At 68.5% G+C, this 19254-nt stretch carries 20 protein-coding genes; 9 read left to right on the top strand and 11 right to left on the bottom strand.

The genetic code is table 11. The features are described 5' to 3' along the window. Positions 1-29 precede the first annotated feature (29 nt). The 9 genes from sugE to PL79_RS16915 form a co-directional block, all read right to left on the bottom strand. The gene (sugE, locus tag PL79_RS16955; protein ID WP_044844689.1) at positions 30-350 is read right to left on the bottom strand and encodes a quaternary ammonium compound efflux SMR transporter SugE; all 321 of its coding nucleotides are present in this window, start codon (positions 348-350) and stop codon (positions 30-32) included. Positions 351-529: 179 nt separating this feature from the next. Further along, a complete protein-coding gene (locus tag PL79_RS16950; RefSeq protein ID WP_044844690.1) occupies positions 530-814 on the bottom strand; it encodes a putative hemolysin in 285 nt (94 codons plus the stop codon). Between the two features lie 157 nt (positions 815-971). After that, entirely contained in the window at positions 972-1670 is a 699-nt protein-coding gene (gene kdpE, locus PL79_RS16945) for a two-component system response regulator KdpE (protein ID WP_040127870.1), read from the bottom strand. Then, complete coding sequence (locus PL79_RS16940) at positions 1663-4506, bottom strand: sensor histidine kinase (RefSeq protein ID WP_044844691.1); 2844 nt, start codon at positions 4504-4506, stop codon at positions 1663-1665. The genes kdpE and PL79_RS16940 overlap by 8 nt, the downstream gene beginning before the upstream one ends. Positions 4507-4668: 162 nt before the next feature. Next, on the bottom strand, positions 4669-5250 hold the full coding sequence (gene kdpC / locus PL79_RS16935) for a potassium-transporting ATPase subunit KdpC (protein WP_044844692.1): 582 nt from the start codon (positions 5248-5250) through the stop codon (positions 4669-4671). A 24-nt stretch (positions 5251-5274) separates the two neighbouring features. Beyond that, positions 5275-7359, bottom strand: coding sequence for a potassium-transporting ATPase subunit KdpB (kdpB, locus tag PL79_RS16930; protein ID WP_044844693.1), 2085 nt, complete (start codon positions 7357-7359; stop codon positions 5275-5277). Positions 7360-7413: 54 nt separating this feature from the next. Further along, complete coding sequence (gene kdpA / locus PL79_RS16925) at positions 7414-9219, bottom strand: potassium-transporting ATPase subunit KdpA (protein ID WP_044844694.1); 1806 nt, start codon at positions 9217-9219, stop codon at positions 7414-7416. Continuing rightward, positions 9216-9308, bottom strand: coding sequence for a K(+)-transporting ATPase subunit F (kdpF, locus tag PL79_RS16920; protein ID WP_006752209.1), 93 nt, complete (start codon positions 9306-9308; stop codon positions 9216-9218). The genes kdpA and kdpF overlap by 4 nt, the downstream gene beginning before the upstream one ends. A gap of 379 nt (positions 9309-9687) precedes the next feature. Then, complete coding sequence (locus PL79_RS16915) at positions 9688-10662, bottom strand: quinone oxidoreductase family protein (protein ID WP_044844695.1); 975 nt, start codon at positions 10660-10662, stop codon at positions 9688-9690. A gap of 441 nt (positions 10663-11103) precedes the next feature. On the opposite strand from PL79_RS16915, the gene PL79_RS16910 reads away from it, so the two are divergent. After that, a complete protein-coding gene (locus PL79_RS16910) occupies positions 11104-11457 on the top strand; it encodes a Rap1a/Tai family immunity protein (protein ID WP_044844696.1) in 354 nt (117 codons plus the stop codon). Positions 11458-11472: 15 nt separating this feature from the next. Then, positions 11473-11940 carry a T6SS effector amidase Tae4 family protein gene (locus PL79_RS16905; RefSeq protein WP_044844697.1) on the top strand — a complete coding sequence of 156 codons (468 nt, stop codon included), beginning with the start codon at positions 11473-11475 and terminating at the stop codon, positions 11938-11940. Positions 11941-12069: 129 nt separating this feature from the next. Here PL79_RS16905 and PL79_RS16900 read toward each other — a convergent pair whose 3' ends face one another. Then, positions 12070-12462, bottom strand: coding sequence for a methylglyoxal synthase (locus PL79_RS16900; RefSeq protein ID WP_044844698.1), 393 nt, complete (start codon positions 12460-12462; stop codon positions 12070-12072). A gap of 50 nt (positions 12463-12512) precedes the next feature. Further along, a complete protein-coding gene (locus tag PL79_RS16895; protein ID WP_044844699.1) occupies positions 12513-13292 on the bottom strand; it encodes an SDR family oxidoreductase in 780 nt (259 codons plus the stop codon). 245 nt (positions 13293-13537) lie between these two features. Here PL79_RS16895 and upp point away from each other — a divergent pair, with 245 nt between their 5' ends. The 7 genes from upp to rlmH all read left to right on the top strand — a co-directional run bounded on the left by upp (position 13538) and on the right by rlmH (position 19247). After that, positions 13538-14188 (top strand): uracil phosphoribosyltransferase, encoded by a 651-nt coding sequence (gene upp / locus PL79_RS16890; protein WP_006478229.1) that lies wholly within the window; start codon positions 13538-13540, stop codon positions 14186-14188. Between the two features lie 218 nt (positions 14189-14406). Continuing rightward, positions 14407-15135, top strand: coding sequence for a YebC/PmpR family DNA-binding transcriptional regulator (locus PL79_RS16885; RefSeq protein ID WP_044844700.1), 729 nt, complete (start codon positions 14407-14409; stop codon positions 15133-15135). Positions 15136-15240: 105 nt separating this feature from the next. Beyond that, positions 15241-16518: a phosphoribosylamine--glycine ligase gene (gene purD / locus PL79_RS16880; protein ID WP_044844701.1), complete on the top strand. Its 1278-nt coding sequence runs from the start codon at positions 15241-15243 to the stop codon at positions 16516-16518. 118 nt (positions 16519-16636) lie between these two features. Then, on the top strand, positions 16637-17557 hold the full coding sequence (gene hemF / locus PL79_RS16875; protein ID WP_044844702.1) for an oxygen-dependent coproporphyrinogen oxidase: 921 nt from the start codon (positions 16637-16639) through the stop codon (positions 17555-17557). Between the two features lie 41 nt (positions 17558-17598). Beyond that, on the top strand, positions 17599-18306 hold the full coding sequence (locus PL79_RS16870) for a nicotinate-nucleotide adenylyltransferase (protein ID WP_082088490.1): 708 nt from the start codon (positions 17599-17601) through the stop codon (positions 18304-18306). Between the two features lie 4 nt (positions 18307-18310). After that, positions 18311-18757, top strand: a complete 447-nt coding sequence (gene rsfS, locus PL79_RS16865) for a ribosome silencing factor (protein WP_044844704.1) — start codon at positions 18311-18313, stop codon at positions 18755-18757. Between the two features lie 19 nt (positions 18758-18776). Continuing rightward, positions 18777-19247 carry a 23S rRNA (pseudouridine(1915)-N(3))-methyltransferase RlmH gene (gene rlmH, locus PL79_RS16860; protein ID WP_044844705.1) on the top strand — a complete coding sequence of 157 codons (471 nt, stop codon included), beginning with the start codon at positions 18777-18779 and terminating at the stop codon, positions 19245-19247. Positions 19248-19254 lie beyond the last annotated feature (7 nt).

The raw sequence follows: 19254 nt of genomic DNA, 5'->3' as shown, positions 1-19254 counted from the left end.
GGGCGCGGGCGCCGGCCGGCGCGGCGGCGTCACGCAGCCGACGACAGCTTCAGGCCGATCAGCCCGAGCACGATCAGCGACGCGCTCGCGACGCGGGCGGCGGTGAGCGCCTCGCCCATCATCACGATCCCGAACACGAACGCGCCGACCGCGCCGATGCCCGTCCATACCGCATACGCGGTGCCGAGCGGCAACTGGCGCATCGCGACCGCGAGCAGCCCGAAGCTGGCGAGCGCCGCCACGATCGTCACCACCGACGGTCCGAGCTTCGTGAAACCCTCGGACGATTTCATGCCGGCCGCCCAGGCCACTTCCAGCAAACCGGCGATCAACAACCATACCCACGCCATCTCGACGTACTCCGGATCGGATGGGGCCGTCCCCGTTGAAGCGAATGGCCCGGGGTCGTCCCCGGGCGGCGCCGAGTATAACAAGACGCTTACGGGCATGCCGGATGCACCGGCCGGGGGCGAACGGAGGGATCGCTGCGACGCATGGCCCGCGGGCCGCCGCCCGGCCGCGCCCGGCCTCAGTTCGACACGCGTTTGGCGCCGCCGCCGCCGACGCAGCGGTCGTCGCGGTACAGCGCCCATTCGTCGCACACCCGGCCGTCCTTGAACACGCACATGCCGACCTGCCCGCTCGACAGGTTGCGGATCACATGGCGGCCGCCGAGCTTCTCGCAGTTGACCGACGCGGGATTGGCGAGCGCCTGTTGCGGCGCCGAAGGCTGCTGCCCGGGCGGCAGCGGCTGGGCAAACGCGCCGGGCGCAGCGAGCGCCAGCGCACAGATGACGACCAGACGGACGGACATTGCACGCTCCTCGATTTCGTTCGCGGAACGGTCAGCATAGCGGGGAATCCGTGGCCGGTGTGCGCGGCCCGCTCATGCGGCGGCAATGTCGCGCCGATGCAACTTCATCGGCGGGCGGCCTTGCATTCCGGCCGCATCGCGCGGCATGCCGCAGACGTCACGCAGCGCCGACGAGCCGGTAGCCGACGCCCGTTTCGGTGACGATATGCTCGGGTTGCGCGGGATCGCGCTCGAGCTTCTGGCGCAGGTGCGCCATGTAGATGCGCAGATAGTGATGGCTCTCGACGTGCGACGGCCCCCACACGTCGCGCAGCAGCTGGCGATGCGTGAGCACGCGCCCCGCGTGCCGCACGAGCGTCGCGAGCAGCCGGTACTCGAGCGGCGTCAGGTGCACGATCTCGCCGTCGCGCCACACCTGGCGCAGCGCGAGATCGACGCTCACCGTGCCGAAGCTCACCTTCGGCGACTCGTTCGCGCCACCCTGGTTGCGCCGGCGCAGTTGCGCGCGGATCCGCGCGCGCAGCTCGGACACGCCGAACGGCTTGGTCAGGTAGTCGTCGGCGCCGGCATCGAGCGCGGCGACCTTCTCCTCTTCCTGGGTGCGCGCGGACAGCACGATCACCGGCACCTCGGACCAGCCGCGCAACTCGCGGATCACGTCGAGGCCGTCGGTGTCGGGCAGGCCGAGGTCGACGATCACGAGATCGGGCTTGCGGGTCGCCGCGTCGATCAATCCCTGCTTGCCCGTCTCCGCCTCGAACACGGCGATGTCCTCCTCTTCGAGCGCGGCGCGCACGAAGCGGCGGATCTGTTTTTCGTCCTCGATCAGGACGACGGTCAGGCTCGGTTCACTCATGATCTGGCAATGGCTCGGAGGGAGACGACGCGCCGGGCACGTCGATTTCGTCGTCGGGTACGGCAGGCACGGCCGGCGGCGTGTCGACCGGCAGCGTGAACCAGAAGCGCGCGCCCGTCACGCGGCCGTCGGGCGCGGTACGGTTGAGCGCGCCGATTCTACCGCCATGCGCCTCGACGATCGCGCGGCAGATCGCGAGACCGAGCCCGATGCCCGGCGTCGCCGATTCCTTTTCGCCGCGCGTGAACTTGTCGAAGATCCGCGTTTCCATCCCGGCCGGCAGGCCCGGGCCGTGATCGTCGACGTGCACGCGCACGAAGGGCTGGCCGTCGTCGGTCACGCGTTCGGCGCCGATGTCGATCGGCGCGTCGGCCGGTGTGTACTTCGCCGCGTTCTCGAACAGGTTGGTGAACAGCCGCTCCATCAGCACCGCGTCCATCTGCAGGAGCGGCAGGTCGGCCGGCAGCGACACGCGCGCCGGATGCCGCGCGAGCACGCGCTTGCACGCGGCGAGCGCGGCGCCGACGGTTTCCTCGAGCAGCGACCACTGGCGCTTGAGCTGCAGGCTGCCGGCCTGCAGCCGCGCCATGTCGAGCAGGTTGGTGACGATGCCCGTCATCCGCAGCGCCTCGTCGTGGATCGCGTCGACCAGCTCGCCCTCGCGCTGCGCGAAGCGTTCGGCCGCCGCGGCGTCGCCGTCCTGCGCGGCCGCGCGACCGTTCGCGAGCATCGACGAAAAGCCGACGATCGTCGTGAGCGGCGTGCGCAGGTCGTGCGAGATCGCCGACAGCAGCGAGTTGCGCAGCCGCTCGGATTCCATGTTGACGAGCGCGTCGCGCGCGATCTCGACGTAGTGCACGCGCTCGAGCGCGAGCGCGATCTGCGCGGCGAACGCGTCGAGCATCCGCTGCTGCTCGGGCACCTCGAGCTCGCGCGGCTCGCGCGACGCGACCGCGAGCACGCCGCGCGTACGCATCGGCGCCTTCAGCGGCAGGTACAGCGCGGCGGCGGCGGGCAGCGTGTCGGTGCCGCGGCCGGCCGGCTTCTGCTGGTCGTACACCCACTGGCCGACGTCGCTGTCGAGATCCGCGCCCGTCAGCGTGACGGCCGCGTCGGGTTCCTCGATCTTCTGCCGCACCTGGTCCGCGCTGTCGGGCAGCAGGAACGCGACGCGCGCGCGGAACACCTCGCCCACGTGGCGGCTGCCGATCTCGACGATCTGCTCGGTCGTCAGCGCCGCGCCGAGCTCGCGCGCCATCGCGTAGATCGCGCCGGTGCGGCGCTCGCGGCGCTGCGCGATGCTCGCCTGGCGCGTCAGCGTCGACGTCAGGTGGCTGATCACGAGCGACGTCAGCAGCATCCCGAAGAAGGTCAGCAGGTACTGCGTGTCGCTGACCGAGAACGACATGCGCGGCGGCACGAAGAAGAAATCGAACGCGGCGACCGACAGGAACGACTGCAGCACGCCCGGGCCGCGCCCGAGCCGCACGGCCGAGAACACGACGCCGAGCAGGTACAGCATCACGAGGTTCGTGAGGTCGAGCCGCTCGGACACGACGCTCGCGACACCGGTGATCGCCGCGCAGATCGCGGCGGCGTACAGGTAGTGGCGCGGCGGCGAACGCCGCAACCCGAATTGCGCGAACGCGTCGCGCCAGTCGCGTGCGCGCGCGTCGAGCGGCGCCGCGCGCACTTCGTCGCTCGCCGACGCGCGGATCAGCATCAGGTCGACGTCGCCCGCGCGTTCGGCGAGCTGTTCGCCGAACGGCCGCGCGAAGCGGCGCGCGAGCCCGACCTTCGGCGAGCCGCCCGCGACGAGCTTCGACACGTTGCGCACCTTCGCATAGCCGATCAGCGCGGCAACCGCGTCGTCGCCCGCGAGCGTGGCCGTCTCCGCGCCGAGCTCGGCCGCGAGTTTCAACGCGTCGAGCGTGCGCTGCCGCCGCGCGTCGGGCAGCCGCTGCAGCCGCGGCGTCTCGACGTACACGGCGATCCAGTCGGCCTTCAGGCTCGCCGCGAGCCGCGCGGCCGCGCGCACGAGCGTCGGCGCCTCGGGGCCCGGCCCGACGCACACGAGCAGCCGCTCGCGCGCCTGCCAGATGCGCTGGATCGAACGGTCGGCGCGGTACTCGCGCATCTGCGCGTCGACGCGATCGGCCGTGCGCCGCAGCGCCAGCTCGCGCAGCGCGATCAGGTTGCCCTTGCGGAAGAAGTTGCGCACCGCGCGCTCGGCCTGCTGCGCGAGATAGACCTTGCCGTCGCGCATCCGCTCGAGCAGCTCCTCGGCCGGCAGGTCGACCAGCGTGACTTCGTCGGCCGCGTCGAACACGCGGTCGGGCACGGTCTCCCACACGCGGATGCCGGTAATCGCGCCGACCACGTCGTTCAGGCTTTCGAGGTGCTGCACGTTGACCGTCGTATAGACGTCGATGCCCGCGTCGAGCAGTTCGTAGACGTCCTGCCAGCGCTTCAGGTGGCGCGCGCCCTGCACGTTCGAATGCGCGAGCTCGTCGACGAGGATCAGTTGCGGCGCACGCGCGAGCGCGCCGTCGAGATCGAATTCGGCGAGCGTGCGGCCGCGATACTCGATGCGCGCGAGCGGCAGCACGTCGAGGCCGTCGAGCAGAGCGGCGGTTTCGCCGCGGCCGTGGGTCTCGACGATGCCGACGACGACGTCGACGCCGTCCTGCAGCCGCTGGCGCGCGGCCTGCAGCATCGCATAGGTCTTGCCGACGCCGGCGGACGCGCCGAAGAAGATCTTCAGCTGGCCGCGCCGCTGCTTTTCTTCGTCGCGCTGCAGCTTGTCGAGGAGTTGGTCGGGATCGGGGCGGTTCATGCGTCAGGAAGGCGAAACGCGGGATGGCGAACGAGTACTGTCATTGTGGTTCCAAATCGCCGCAAAAGGCAAAGACGGCGCATGCGCCGTCGGACAAGCGCGTGCGGCGCGGATCGGGCCGCGCCGCACGCCGGTTGCCGCGCCGGGAGCCCGGCCGCGCGTTCAGTGCGCGGCCTGCGCCGCGTCGAGCGCGAGGTTCAGCTTCAGCACGTTCACGCGCGGCTCGCCGAGCACGCCGAACTGGCGGCCCGCCGTGTTCGCGGCGACGAGCTGCGCGACCGCGTCCGGCGCCAGGTTACGCGCCTTCGCGACGCGCTCGACCTGGTACGCGGCGGCGGCCGGCGTGATCTCCGGATCGAGGCCGCTCGCCGACGCCGTCACGAGGTCGACCGGCACGGGCTTCGACATGTCGGTGCCGGCGTCGCGCAGCGCGGCGATGCGCGCCTTCACCTGGTCGGCGAGCGACGGGTTCAGCGGGCCGAGGTTCGAGCCGCCGGAGCCGGTCGCGTTGTACGGCATCGGCGCGGTGGCCGACAGGCGGCCCCAGAAATACTTCGGCGCATCGAACGGCTGGCCGATCAGCGCGGAGCCGACCGCGCGGCCGCCCTGCTCGATCAGGCTGCCGTTCGCCTGCGACGGAAACACGGCCTGGCCGAACACGGTCATCACGGCCGGATAGGCGAGCCCCGTCACGGCGGTCAGGACGACAAAGATCACGACGAGCGGGCGAATCAACGTTTTCATGAGGGTTCCTTCAAATGCGGCGCATCAGGCCCAGCCGAGCGCGGCGAGCGTCATGTCGATCAGCTTGATGAACGGGAACGGCAGCAGCACGCCGCCGAGACCGTACACCAGCAGGTTGCGGCGCAGCAGCGACGCGGCGCCGAGCGGCCGGTAGGTGACGCCCTTCAGCGCGAGCGGGATCAGCGCGACGATGATCAGCGCGTTGAAGATCACCGCGGACAGGATCGCGGAGGCCGGCGACGTCAAATGCATGATGTCGAGCACGCGCAGTTGCGGGTAGGTCGTCACGAACGCGGCCGGGATGATCGCGAAGTACTTCGCGATGTCGTTCGCGATCGAGAAGGTCGTCAGCGAACCGCGCGTCATCAGCATCTGCTTGCCGATCTCGACGATCTCGATCAGCTTCGTCGGGTTCGAGTCGAGGTCGACCATGTTGCCGGCCTCCTTCGCCGCCTGCGTGCCGGTGTTCATCGCCACCGCCACGTCGGCCTGCGCGAGCGCCGGCGCGTCGTTGGTGCCGTCGCCCGTCATCGCGACGAGACGCCCCGCCGCCTGGTGCTCGCGGATCGTCGCGAGCTTGGTTTCCGGCGTCGCTTCCGCGAGGAAGTCGTCGACGCCCGCTTCCGCCGCGATCGCCGCGGCCGTCAGCCGGTTGTCGCCCGTCACCATCACGGTCTTGATGCCCATCTTGCGCAGTTCCGCGAAGCGCTCCTTGATGCCGCCCTTCACGATGTCCTTCAGCTCGATCACGCCGAGCACGCGCGCGACGCCGTCGTGCAGGTCGGCCACGACGAGCGGCGTGCTGCCGCGACGCGCGACGTCGTCGACCGCGCGGCGCACTTCATCCGGGAAGCGGCTGCCGTGCGTCTCGACGTAGCGGCGGATCGCATCGGCCGCACCCTTGCGGATCTCGCGACCCGGGAGATCGACGCCGCTCATCCGCGTCTGCGCGGAGAAGCCGAGGAAGGTCGCATGCAGCTGCGCCATGTCGCGCTGGCGGATGTTGAAGCGTTCCTTCGCGAGCACGACGATGCTGCGACCTTCCGGCGTCTCGTCGGCGAGCGACGACAGCTGCGCGGCGTCGGCCAGCGCCTCCTCGCTCACGCCCGGCGCGGGCACGAATATCGACGCCTGGCGGTTGCCGAGCGTGATCGTGCCGGTCTTGTCGAGCAGCAGCACGTCGACGTCGCCGGCCGCTTCCACCGCGCGGCCCGACGTCGCGATCACGTTCGCCTGCATCATCCGGCTCATCCCGGCCACGCCGATCGCCGACAGCAGCCCGCCGATCGTCGTCGGGATCAGGCACACCAGCAGCGCGACGAGCGCGGTGATCGTCACTACGTGGCCGGCCTTCATCGCTTCGACCGAGAACATCGAGAACGGCAGCAGCGTCGCGGTCGCGAGCAGCATCACGATCGTCAGCGCGACGAGCAGGATCGTCAGCGCGACCTCGTTCGGCGTCTTCTTGCGCTTCGCGCCCTCGACCATCGCGATCATCCGGTCGAGGAACGCCTCGCCGGGGTTCGCGGTGACCGTCACGACGATCCAGTCGGACAGCACGCGCGTGCCGCCCGTCACCGACGAGAAGTCGCCGCCCGACTCGCGGATCACCGGCGCGGATTCGCCGGTGATCGCCGATTCGTCGACCGACGCGACGCCGTCGACGACTTCGCCGTCGGCCGGGATCACGTCGCCGGCCTCGACCAGCACGACGTCGCCTTTACGCAGGTCCGACGCGGTCGTGATGCGGATCGGCGACTTCGGATGCGGCTCGTTGAGCTTCTTCGCCATCACGTCCTTCTTCGCGCTGCGCAGCGACGCGGCCTGCGCCTTCGAACGCCCTTCGGCGAGCGCTTCGGCGAAGTTCGCGAACAGCACGGTGAACCACAGCCACAGCGCGATCGCGAGGATGAAACCCGCGGGCGCCTCGGCCTGGCCGGCGAGCGCCGCGATCCACAGGATCGTGGTCAGGATGCTGCCGACGTACACGCAGAACATCACCGGGTTGCGGAACTGCGTGCGCGGCGTGAGTTTCTTGAACGAATCCACGATCGCCGGGCGCAGCAGCGCCGGATCGAACATGGACCGTGTTGCGGAATGTTGAGTCATTGCGATCTCTTCAATCTCTTCAGTCTTTGCAAGGTGTCGCCATGCGCTCGTGCGTCATGCGCCCAGCCACATCATCAGATGCTCGACGCCCGGGCCGAGCGCGAGCGCCGGCACGTAGGTCAGCGCGCCCACCAGCATCACGGTGCCGAGCAGCAGCACGACGAACAGCGGGCCGTGGGTCGGCAGCGTGCCGCTCGTCACCGCGATGCGCTTCTTCGCGGCGAGCGAGCCGGCGATCGCCAGCACCGGCACGATCGTGCCGAAGCGGCCGAACCACATCGCGATCGCGGTCATCCAGTTGTAGAACGGCGTGCCGACCGTCAGGCCCGCGAACGCGCTGCCGTTGTTGTTCGCGGCCGAGCTGAACGCGTACAGGATTTCCGAGAAGCCGTGCGGGCCCGGGTTCGCGATGCCGGCACGGCCCGCGTCGGCCAGCACCGCGATCGACGTGCCGACCAAGACGAGCAGCGGCGTGAGCAGCACGACGATCGACACCATCTTCATCTCGTACGACTCGATCTTCTTGCCGACGTATTCCGGCGTGCGGCCGATCATCAGGCCCGCGACGAACACCGCGAGCAGCGCGAACACCAGCATCCCGTAGAGACCGGAGCCGACGCCGCCGTAGATCACCTCGCCGAGCTGCATCAGCAGCATCGGCACGAGACCGCCGAGCGGCGTCAGCGAATCGTGCATCGTGTCGACCGCGCCGCACGACGCGGCCGTCGTCGCGACCGTGAAGATGCCGGTCTGCGCAATGCCGAAGCGCGTTTCCTTGCCTTCCATGTTGCCGCCCGGCTGCAGCGCGCTCGTCGACTGGTCGACGTGCAGCGCGGCGAGCGCCGGGTTGCCGGCCTGCTCGGCGCTCACCTCGACGCCGATCGCGACCGCGAACGCGACCGTCATCGCCGCGAGCACCGCGATGCCCTGCCGGCGGTCGCCGATCATCCGGCCGAACACGAGGCACAGCGCGGCCGGAATGATCAGGATCGCGAAGATCTGGATGAAGTTCGCGAACGGCGTCGGGTTCTCGTACGGATGCGCGGAGTTCGCGTTGAAGAAGCCGCCACCGTTGGTGCCGAGCATCTTGATCGCTTCCTGCGACGCGACCGGGCCCATCGCGAGTGTCTGCTTCGTCAGCTGCGTCGGCACCGTGACCGCGTTACCCTTGTCGTCCTTCACCGGGTTGCCCTGCGCGTCGAGCTTCGGCGCCGCATAGGTGCTCGTCTGCAGCACCGGCACGTCCTGGTAGGCCTTCATGTTCTGGATCACGCCCTGGCTCATCAGCAGCGCGGCGATCACCACCGACATCGGCACGAGCACGTACATCGTCACGCGCGTGAGGTCGACCCAGAAGTTGCCGATCGTCTGCGCGGTGTGACGCGCAAAGCCGCGGATCAGCGCGATCACGACGACGATGCCGGTCGCGGCCGACAGGAAGTTCTGCACGGTCAGGCCGAGCATCTGCGTCAGGTAGCTGACGGTCTGCTCGGGCGTGTAGTCCTGCCAGTTCGTGTTGGTGACGAAGCTGACGGCCGTGTTGAATGCGCCGTCAGTCGTCATCGCGCCGAACTGCTGCGGATTGCCGGGAAGGAAACCCTGCAGGCGCAGCAGGCCGTAGAGAAACAGCGCGCCGAGCGCGTTGAATGCGATCGTGGCGACTGCGTAGCGCTTCCAGTTCATCTCGGTGCCGGCGTCGACGCCGGCGATGCGGTACAGCGCGCGCTCGAGCGGTCCGAACACGCGCACGACGCGCGAGCTGCCGTCCATCACGGCCGTCAGGTAGCGCGCGACCGGCACGGCCGCCGCAAGCAGCACGACGATGAACAGCAGCGTCTGCAACAGGTTGTTCGCGTTCATTCGATGTCCTCCGCGCGCAGCAGCGCAAAGACGAGATACGCAAACAGCAGGGCCGTCGAGGCACCCGCCAGCCAAAGCATCCAGGTCATGCGCGCCCCCCGCGGCCGTATTGCACGAGCTTCTCGCAACCGGCAAGCAAACCGAGGATCAGCGCTGTGAACAGCACCAGTGCGCCGATGAAAACCCCATCCATTTTTGTGTTCTCCGTCGTCGAAATCGGACGACTAGAACCTTATGGGAACGCGCGTAAAGGACGGGTCAAAGGTCATCGGGCCGGTATAAAAAACGCGTAAACGCGTGCGGCGGGGGACGGCGGGTGGAACGGCGGACGGGACGGCGGCGGGACAGCGGGCGGGACGTCGGGCGGAACAGCGGACCGAACGTCGGTCGAGACGAAGACTGGACGGACGGCGACCGTCGCCGGCCGCCAGGGTGCGCGCCGGCGCAGTGCCGGCGCGAAGGGATGCGTCAGGGAACGAGGATCGTCGAGCCGGTCGTCTTGCGCGACTCGAGGTCGGCATGCGCGCGGCCGACTTCCGCGAGCGGATAGCGCTGGTTGATGCTCGTCTTCACCTTGCCCGACAGGATCACGTCGAACAGCTCGGCGGCCGCGGCTTCGAGATCGGCGCGCTTCGCGATGTACGAGAACAGCGTCGGTCGCGTGAAGAACAGCGAACCGCGCGACGAGAGCTCCTTCGAGTCGATCGGCGGCAGCGGGCCCGACGCATTGCCGAAGCTGACGAACAGCCCGAGCGGCGCGAGGCAGTCGAGCGAACCGATGTAGGTGTCCTTGCCGATCGAATCGTAGACGACCGGCACGAGCGCATCGTTCGTGATCGCCCTCACGCGCTGCGTGAAATTCTCGCGCGTGTAGACGATCGGGTGGTCGCAGCCGTGCGCTTTCGCGAGTTCGGCCTTCTCGTCGGAGCCGACCGTGCCGATCACCGTTGCGCCGAGCGCCTTCGCCCACTGGCAGACCAGCAGGCCGACGCCGCCCGCCGCGGCATGGATCAGGATCGTGTCGCCGGCCTTGACCGGATACGTGCGGCGCAGCAGGTAGTGCGCGGTCAGGCCCTGCAGCATCACCGACGCCGCTGCGTCGTAGCTGATGCCGTCCGGCAGCTTGACGAGGCGGTCGGCGGGCAGCACGCGCTCCTGCGCGTACGCGCCGGGCGACGACCACACATAGGCGACGCGGTCGCCGGGCTTGAACGCGGTCACGTCATCGCCGACCGCCGTCACCTCGCCGGCCGCCTCCATCCCGAGCCCGGCGGGCAACGGCTGCGGATAGAGGCCGGTGCGGAAATACACGTCGATATAGTTGAGCCCGACCGCATGCTGCTTGACGCGGACCTGGCCCGCCTGCGGCTCGCTGACCTCGACGTCGACCCACTTCATCACGTCCGGGCCGCCTGCCTGGTCGTATCGGATTGCTTTCGGCATCGTATCGCTCCTCGCTTGTCTGGAAATTCGGTTCGGCAAATACGTCGCTGCCCCCGAACGGCGAGGCGGGCAGACGCGGGACACTGCGCGTGATTTTCGCGCGTCGCGCGCGCTCGTGCTGCACGCCGCGGCAATCCCTTCACGACCGTAGGGTCTTCGCGAAAAACGATCGGCACGTGACGTGCATTCCGGCGGATGGCGCGGCATCCGGTCCGTCGCGACCTTGCGCTCGTCTCGCGTGCGGCACGTGCCCCACGTGCAACATTTCGCCACGTTCAAGGAATCATCTTCGGGTCGGACGAATGGCTGTCCATTCAGCGATGGCAAAGCGTCGCCACCCATTGCACCGTGCGGTCCCCCGCGAAATCATGCGGTCCATGGAGATTTCCGGGATGGTGACCGTGCTATTTTGCTTTGCGCCGAATTCACGAACCCCATGCCATGAACGCCCTTTTCATCCGCAATGCATTTGTTTTCGCATCGTTGTCGGCAGGTATCGGCATCGCGAACGGAGCCGCGCTCCCACGCGTCGACGGTGCGCGGCTGCTCAACGGCATCAGCCGTACGGACAACAATCCGTACGCCGACGCCGAGCGCCACGTCATGACCGGTTATCTGGCCGGCGTGGCCGACATGACCGAAGGCAAGGACTGGTGCGACAACGGGCGCATCAAATCCGGAGAGATCGATTCGGAAGTGATCGGCGGTCTTCGAAAACTGCCGAACGATGCGCTGCGCACAAACGCAGCAGGCCTGATCGCCCGCATCCTGCAGCAGAAATATCCGTGCCGTTGATCGGGGACGATCTGCTTGAAACCACACTTCTCATTACTGAACAGCCACTATCCGGACAACAGGACGGTATCCAGGGAAGCGCTATACGAGGAACTAGGCTGGCAAGACCTGGTCGCCAATCCGGCGTATGCAAATACGTGCGCCATTCGGATCAGCCTGGCACTCGTCAAGAGCGGAATGACATTGCGCGGCGGCCTCGTCATTCAGAAGGGGCCGCACCGTGGACGGCGAATTGAAGCCGGCCAGGCGAGGCTGGCCAACATGCTGGCGGAGCCGGCCTATTTCGGCAAGGCTGAAGTGTTCCGGCGAGACGATGCGACGACCGGCATTGCCGCCAGAAAGGGCGTCGTGGCCTTCTGGAACATCCCCGGATACATGAACGGCCGCGGCGGACACATCGACCTGATCGATGGCGCCCGCGCCCTCTGCAGTTCGGATTGCTACTGGGCTGCATCAACCGTGTGGTTCTGGTCGTTACGATGAGCGACCGGCCGCGATCTCGGGCATCGCAATCCGCGCCTGTTTCGGCGCTATCAACGCTCACCGCCATCCGTCACATGTCATCCACACGACAGATGGCGGCAAGCACGCACACTCACGCGTGCAGAACGCCTAGCAAACGTCCTGCATGTTGCGCGCCAGATCGTCGAGCAACATCCGCGCGGTCGCGACATTCGTCGCGACCGGCACGTCGTGCACGTCGCATGCGCGCACCAGCGCGGTGATGTCCGGGTCGTGCGGCTGCGCGGTCATCGGGTCGCGCAGGAACACGACGATGTCGACGCGGCCTTCGGCCAGCTCCGCACCGATCTGCAGGTCGCCGCCTTGCGGCCCCGACAGCTTGCGCTCGACCTCGAGCCCGTGCGCGGCGGCGATGCGGCCGCCCGTCGTGCCCGTCGCGACCAGCCGGCATTGCGCGAGCGTCGCGCGGTACTGGCCCGCGAGCGCGACGATCTCGTCCTTCTTCGCGTCGTGCGCAATCAGTGCGATGCGGGGTTTGCTCATCTCCGTGTCCTTTGTCGTCTCGTATTTGTCGTCGTGAATGGTGGGGCGCGTCAGAACGTGCCCGGATACGCGCCGCCGTCGAGCAGCCAGTTCTGCCCGGTGATATAGCCGGCATGCACGCTGCAGAGGAACGCGCACGCCGCGCCGAATTCGGCGCGCGTGCCGAGGCGCCCGGCCGGGATTTCCTTCGCGCGCCGCGCGCGCATCTCGTCGACGCTCACGCCCTGCGCCTTCGCCGACGCGGCGAGCGTCGTCGCGATCCGGTCGGTGTCGAACAGCCCGGGCAGCAGGTTGTTGATCGTCACGCCCTGCCCCGCGACCTTGCGCGACAGCCCCGCGACGAAGCCGGTCAGCCCCGAGCGCGCGCCGTTCGACAGCGCGAGCACGTCGATCGGCGCCTTCACGGCCGAGCTCGTGATGTTGACGATCCGGCCGAAGCCGCGGCCGATCATCCCGTCGACGGTCGCGCGGATCAGCTCGATCGGCGTCAGCATGTTCGACTCGAGCGCGCGGATCCAGTCGTCGTGCGAGAAATCGCGGAAGTCGCCGGGCGGCGGCCCGCCGGCATTCGTCACGAGAATGTCCGGCTGCGGGCACGCGGCGAGCGCGGCCGCGCGGCCGTCGGGCGTCGTGATGTCGCAGGCGACGGCGGTGATCGACACGTTCGACCCCGCACGGATCTCCTCCGCGGTTTCCTCCAGCGTGTCGCGCGTGCGCGCGACGATTACGAGGTTCACGCCCTCGGCGGCCAGCGCTTCCGCGCAGCCGCGCCCGAGCCCCTTGCTCGCCGCGCACACGAGCGCGGTCTTTCCTGCGATGCCGAGATCCATCGTCGATTCCTTTATGGCGACGCGCGCCGGCCGGGCCGGGTCGCCGACGGGTCGCAGGCCGGTTCGCCGGGCGGGCGAACGGTCGCGAACGCAGGCGAGCGGGCGAACACGGCGCGCGGATTGTCGTGAGACGTCGATAATATCCGGATCACGTGGCGCGCCTTGGTAAAATTGCGGCCATAAGCGGCGGCCGGCCTGGCGCCGGCGCCGCCCCCGATCCCCTTTTGCCGCCAAGGCACCCCGTCATGAAACAGGACAGCCGTTTCCCGAATCTCTTCATCACCGATCACCCGCTGATCCAGCACAAGCTGACCCACATGCGCGACAAGGACACGTCGACGCGCACGTTCCGCGAACTGCTGCGCGAGATCACGCTGCTGATGGGCTACGAGATCACCCGCAACCTGCCGATCACGACCAAGCGGGTCGAAACCCCGCTGGTGGCGGTCGACGCGCCGGTGATCGCGGGCAAGAAGCTCGCGATCGTGCCCGTGCTGCGCGCCGGCATCGGGATGTCGGATGGCCTGCTCGACCTGGTGCCGTCCGCGCGCGTCGGCCACATCGGCGTGTACCGCGCCGAAGATCACCGCCCGGTCGAATACCTGGTGCGCCTGCCCGATCTCGAGGATCGCATCTTCATCCTGTGCGACCCGATGGTCGCGACCGGCTATTCGGCCGTGCACGCGGTCGACGTGCTCAAGCGCCGCAACGTGCCGGCCGCGAACATCATGTTCGTCGCGCTGGTCGCCGCGCCCGAGGGCGTACAGGTGTTCCAGGACGCGCACCCGGACGTGAAGCTGTTCGTCGCGTCGCTCGACTCGCACCTGAACGAGCATGCGTACATCGTGCCGGGCCTGGGCGACGCGGGCGACCGCCTGTTCGGCACCAAGAACTGACAGACGATGCCGCCGGGCCGCGCGGCCCGGCACGCCGCAACGGCCCGCCCGGCCGTTCGGCCATGCGCGGCGGCCCCGAAGCGACGGTCGCCACGTGATAAAATCACGTTCCACTCGACACGCGCGGCCCCGCGGCTTCATGCCCGCCCAGACGGCCGCCGATTCAACGACACATTGGCACAATCGCCCGCGCAGCGCGCCCGGGCACGGAGAAAGGTATGGCTGGTCATTCGAAATGGGCCAACATCAAGCATAAGAAGGCAGCAGCCGACGCGAAGCGCGGCAAGATCTGGACCCGACTGATCAAGGAAATCCAGGTCGCGGCCCGCCTCGGCGGCGGCGACGCGAGTTCGAACCCGCGCCTGCGTCTCGCGGTCGACAAGGCGGCCGACGCGAACATGCCGAAGGACAACGTCAAGCGCGCGATCGACCGCGGCGTCGGCGGCGCGGACGGCGCGAACTACGAAGAAATCCGTTACGAAGGCTACGGCATCAGCGGCGCGGCGATCATCGTCGACACGCTGACCGACAACCGCACCCGCACGGTCGCGGAAGTCCGTCACGCATTCTCGAAGTTCGGCGGCAACATGGGCACCGACGGTTCGGTCGCGTTCATGTTCGATCACGTCGGCCAGTTCCTGTTCGCGCCCGGCACGTCGGAAGACGCGCTGATGGAAGCGGCGCTCGAAGCCGGCGCGGACGACGTCAGCACGAACGACGACGGCTCGATCGAAGTGCTGTGCGACTGGCAGGCGTTCTCGGCAGTGAAGGACGCGCTCGAAGCCGCGGGCTTCAAGGCCGAACTCGCCGAAGTGACGATGAAGCCGCAGAACGAAGTCGAATTTACCGGCGACGATGCGGCGAAGATGCAGAAGCTCCTGGACGCGCTCGAGAACCTCGACGACGTGCAGGAGGTGTATACGAACGCCGTCATCGTCGAGGAATGAGATGCCGGCCGCCGTGCGCAGCGTTGCGACGGCGGCCCGACCGATTTCGCGGCCGGCGCGCCTGAGCGTGCCGGCCGCCCTGTTTTCTAGTCTGCGGGGAATCCCATGAAACTACTCGTCGTCGGTTCCGGCGGTCGCGAACATGCACTGGCGTGGAAGCTCGCGCAGTCGCCGCGCGTCCAGATGGTCTACGTCGCGCCCGGCAATGGCGGCACGGCGCAGGACGAGCGTCTGAAGAACGTCGACATCACGTCGCTCGACGCGCTGGCCGATTTCGCGGAAAGCGAAGGCGTCGCGTTCACGCTCGTCGGGCCGGAAGCGCCGCTCGCGGCCGGCATCGTCAACCTGTTCCGCGCGCGCGGCCTGAAGGTGTTCGGCCCGACCCGCGAAGCCGCGCAACTCGAAAGCTCGAAGGATTTCGCGAAGGCGTTCATGAAGCGCCACGGCATCCCGACCGCCGACTACGAAACCTTCTCCGACGCGGCTGCCGCGCACGCATACATCGACGCGAAAGGCGCACCGATCGTCGTGAAGGCCGACGGCCTCGCGGCCGGCAAGGGCGTCGTCGTCGCGATGACGCTGGAAGAAGCGCACGCCGCGGTCGACATGATGCTGTCGGGCAACAAGCTGGGCGACGCCGGCGCGCGCGTCGTGATCGAGGAATTCCTCGATGGCGAGGAAGCAAGCTTCATCGTGATGGTCGACGGCAAGCACGCGCTGGCACTGGCGTCGAGCCAGGACCACAAGCGCCTGCTCGACGAGGACCGCGGCCCGAACACGGGCGGCATGGGCGCCTACTCGCCCGCGCCGATCGTCACGCCGCAGATGCACGCACGCGTGATGCGCGAGATCATCATGCCGACGGTGCGCGGGATGGAGAAGGACGGCATCCGCTTCACGGGCTTCCTGTACGCAGGCCTGATGATCGACAAGGAAGGCAATCCGCGCACGCTGGAATTCAACTGCCGGATGGGCGACCCCGAGACGCAGCCGATCATGGCCCGCCTGAAGAGCGATTTCTCGAAGGTCGTCGAACAGGCGATCGCGGGCACGCTCGACACCGTCGAGCTCGACTGGGACCGCCGCACCGCGCTCGGCGTCGTGCTGGCCGCGCACGGCTATCCGGACGCGCCGCGCAAGGGTGACCGCATCAACGGGATCCCGGCCGAGACCGAACAGGCCGTGACGTTCCATGCGGGCACGACGCTCGACGGCGACAAGCTGACGACGTCCGGCGGCCGTGTGCTGTGCGTGGTCGGCCTCGCCGATTCGGTGCGCGAAGCGCAGCAGCATGCGTACGACACGATCAACCAGATCAATTTCGAAGGCATGCAGTATCGCCGCGACATCGGCTTCCGCGCGCTGAATCGCAAGAGCACGTAACACCCTGACCGCCGCTTTGCCGTCGCAAACGGCGGCCTCCTCTGCCGGGGTTCGATAGAATGCCCGGCAGATGCCTTTTTTACGGCCCCCGCTTCGCGCGGGGGCAGCCAGTCCAGACATGACCGATTCGACCTACGACGTGGCGCGCGTGCGCACGTATCTCCAGGGCCTGCAGACACGCATCGCCGATGCGCTCGGCGCGCTCGACGGCACGCCGCTCGCGACCGACGCGTGGCAGCGCGGGCCGGAAGAGCGCCTGCGCGGCGGCGGCTGCACGCGGATTCTCGAAGGCGGCCGCGTGTTCGAGCGTGCGGGGATCGGTTTTTCCGACGTCGCGGGCGATGCGCTGCCGCCGTCGGCGAGCGCCGCGCGCCCGCAGCTGGCCGGCCGCGGCTTCGAGGCGCTCGGCGTGTCGCTCGTGCTGCATCCGCACAACCCGTACTGCCCGACCGTGCACATGAACGTGCGGATGCTGATCGCGACGAAGCCCGGCGAGGCGCCGATCTTCTGGTTCGGCGGCGGCATGGATCTGACACCGGTTTATCCGTTCGAGGACGACGCGCGGCATTTCCACCAGACCTGCAAGGACGCGCTCGATCCGTTCGGCGCCGAGCTCTACCCGCGCTTCAAGACGTGGTGCGACGAGTATTTCTTCCTGAAGCACCGCAACGAAACGCGCGGCATCGGCGGGATCTTCTTCGACGATTTCTCCGAGCCCGGATTCGAACGCTCGTTTGAGATGATGCAAAGCGTCGGCGACGCGTTCCTGAACGCGTACCTGCCGATCGTCGAACGCCGTGTCGCGCTGCCGTACGGCGAGCGCGAACGCGACTTCCAGGCTTACCGGCGCGGCCGCTATGTCGAATTCAACCTCGTGTTCGACCGCGGCACGCTGTTCGGGCTGCAAAGCGGCGGCCGGACCGAGTCGATCCTGATGTCGATGCCGCCGGTCGCGCACTGGCGTTACGACTGGCAGCCCGAGCCGGGCTCGCCGGAAGCGCGCCTGAGCGAGTTCCTCGTGCCGCGCGACTGGGTCTGAGCCCGCCGCGCCCCGCCGCCTCAAGAACAGGACACGTTTTTCTGGACACCACCACCCGCCCCGCCCCGCAGCCGCTGTCACGTCGTATCGGCCTGCTGGGCGGCACGTTCGATCCGATCCACGACGGCCACCTCGCGCTCGCGCGCCGGTTCGCCGACGTGCTCGGCCTGACCGAGCTCGCGCTGCTGCCCGCCGGGCAGCCTTACCAGAAGCGCGACGTGTCGGCCGCCGAGCACCGGCTCGCGATGACGCGCGCCGCTGCCGGCTCGCTGTCGCTGCCCGGCGTGACGGTCACCGTCGCGACCGACGAGATCGAGCACGCGGGGCCGACCTATACGGTCGAGACGCTCGCACGCTGGCGCGAGCGGATCGGCCCCGATGCATCGCTGGCGCTGCTGATCGGCGCCGACCAGCTGGTGCGGCTCGACACGTGGCGCGACTGGCGCAAGCTGTTCGACTACGCGCACGTGTGCGCGTCGACGCGCCCGGGCTTCGACCTCGGCGCGGCGCCGCCGGACGTCGCGCAGGAAATCGCGCGGCGGCAGGCCGGTGCCGACGTGCTGAAAGCGACGCCGGCCGGCCACCTGCTGATCGACACGACGCTGGCGTTCGATATCGCCGCAACCGACATCCGCGCGCACCTGCGCGAATGCATCGCGCGTCACGCGCAAATGCCCGATGCGTCGGCCGAGCATGTGCCGGCCGCCGTCTGGGCCTATATTCTTCAACATCGTCTCTACCATTCCTGATTCCATGGATATCCGCAAACTGCAGCGCGTGATCGTCGACGCTCTCGAAGACATCAAGGCGCAAGACATCAAGGTGTTCAACACCAGCCACCTGACCGAACTGTTCGACCGCGTGATCGTCGCGTCGGGCACGTCGAACCGCCAGACCAAGGCGCTCGCATCGAGCGTGCGTGACAAGGTCAAGGAAGCCGGCGGCGACATCGTCAGCTCCGAGGGCGAAGACACCGGCGAATGGGTGCTGGTCGACTGCGGCGACGCGATCGTGCACATCCTGCAGCCGGCGCTGCGCCAGTACTACAACCTCGAGGAAATCTGGGGCGACAAGCCCGTGCGGATGAAGCTCGGCGGCGGCAAGGGTCCGAACGGTCTCGCTACCGCCAGCGAAGAAGAGGACGACGAGGAAGAAGCGCCGGCACGCCCGGCGCGCAAGACGGCTGCCCGCCGCCGCTGAGCCGCAGCGAGTCGTCCCGATGAAGCTTTTCATCCTCGCGGTCGGCCACAAGATGCCCGGCTGGATCGCGTCCGGCTTCGACGAATACACGAAGCGGATGCCGCCCGAGCTGCGCATCGAGCTGCGCGAGATCAAGCCCGAACTGCGTTCGGGCGGCCGCAGCGCGGAAAGCGTGATGGCGGCCGAGCGGCAGAAGATCGAGGCCGCGCTGCCGAAGGGCGCGCGCATCGTCGCGCTCGACGAGCGCGGCCGCGACTGGACCACCATGCAGCTCGCACAGGCGCTGCCCGGCTGGCAGCAGGACGGCCGTGACGTCGCGTTCGTGATCGGCGGTGCCGACGGGCTCGATCCGGAACTCAAGGCGCGCGCCGACCTGCTGCTGCGCATCTCGAGCATGACGCTGCCGCACGGGATGGTGCGCGTGCTGCTCGCCGAACAGCTTTACCGCGCGTGGAGCATCACGCAGAATCACCCCTACCATCGCGCATGACGTGCCG

It is taken from the genome of Burkholderia sp. USMB20 (assembly GCF_000949135.2).
In the GTDB taxonomy this organism is placed as follows: Bacteria; Pseudomonadota; Gammaproteobacteria; order Burkholderiales; family Burkholderiaceae; genus Burkholderia.
The sequence above is the reverse complement of the archived record's forward strand: the minus strand, read 5'-3'. Positions and strand labels throughout refer to the sequence as shown.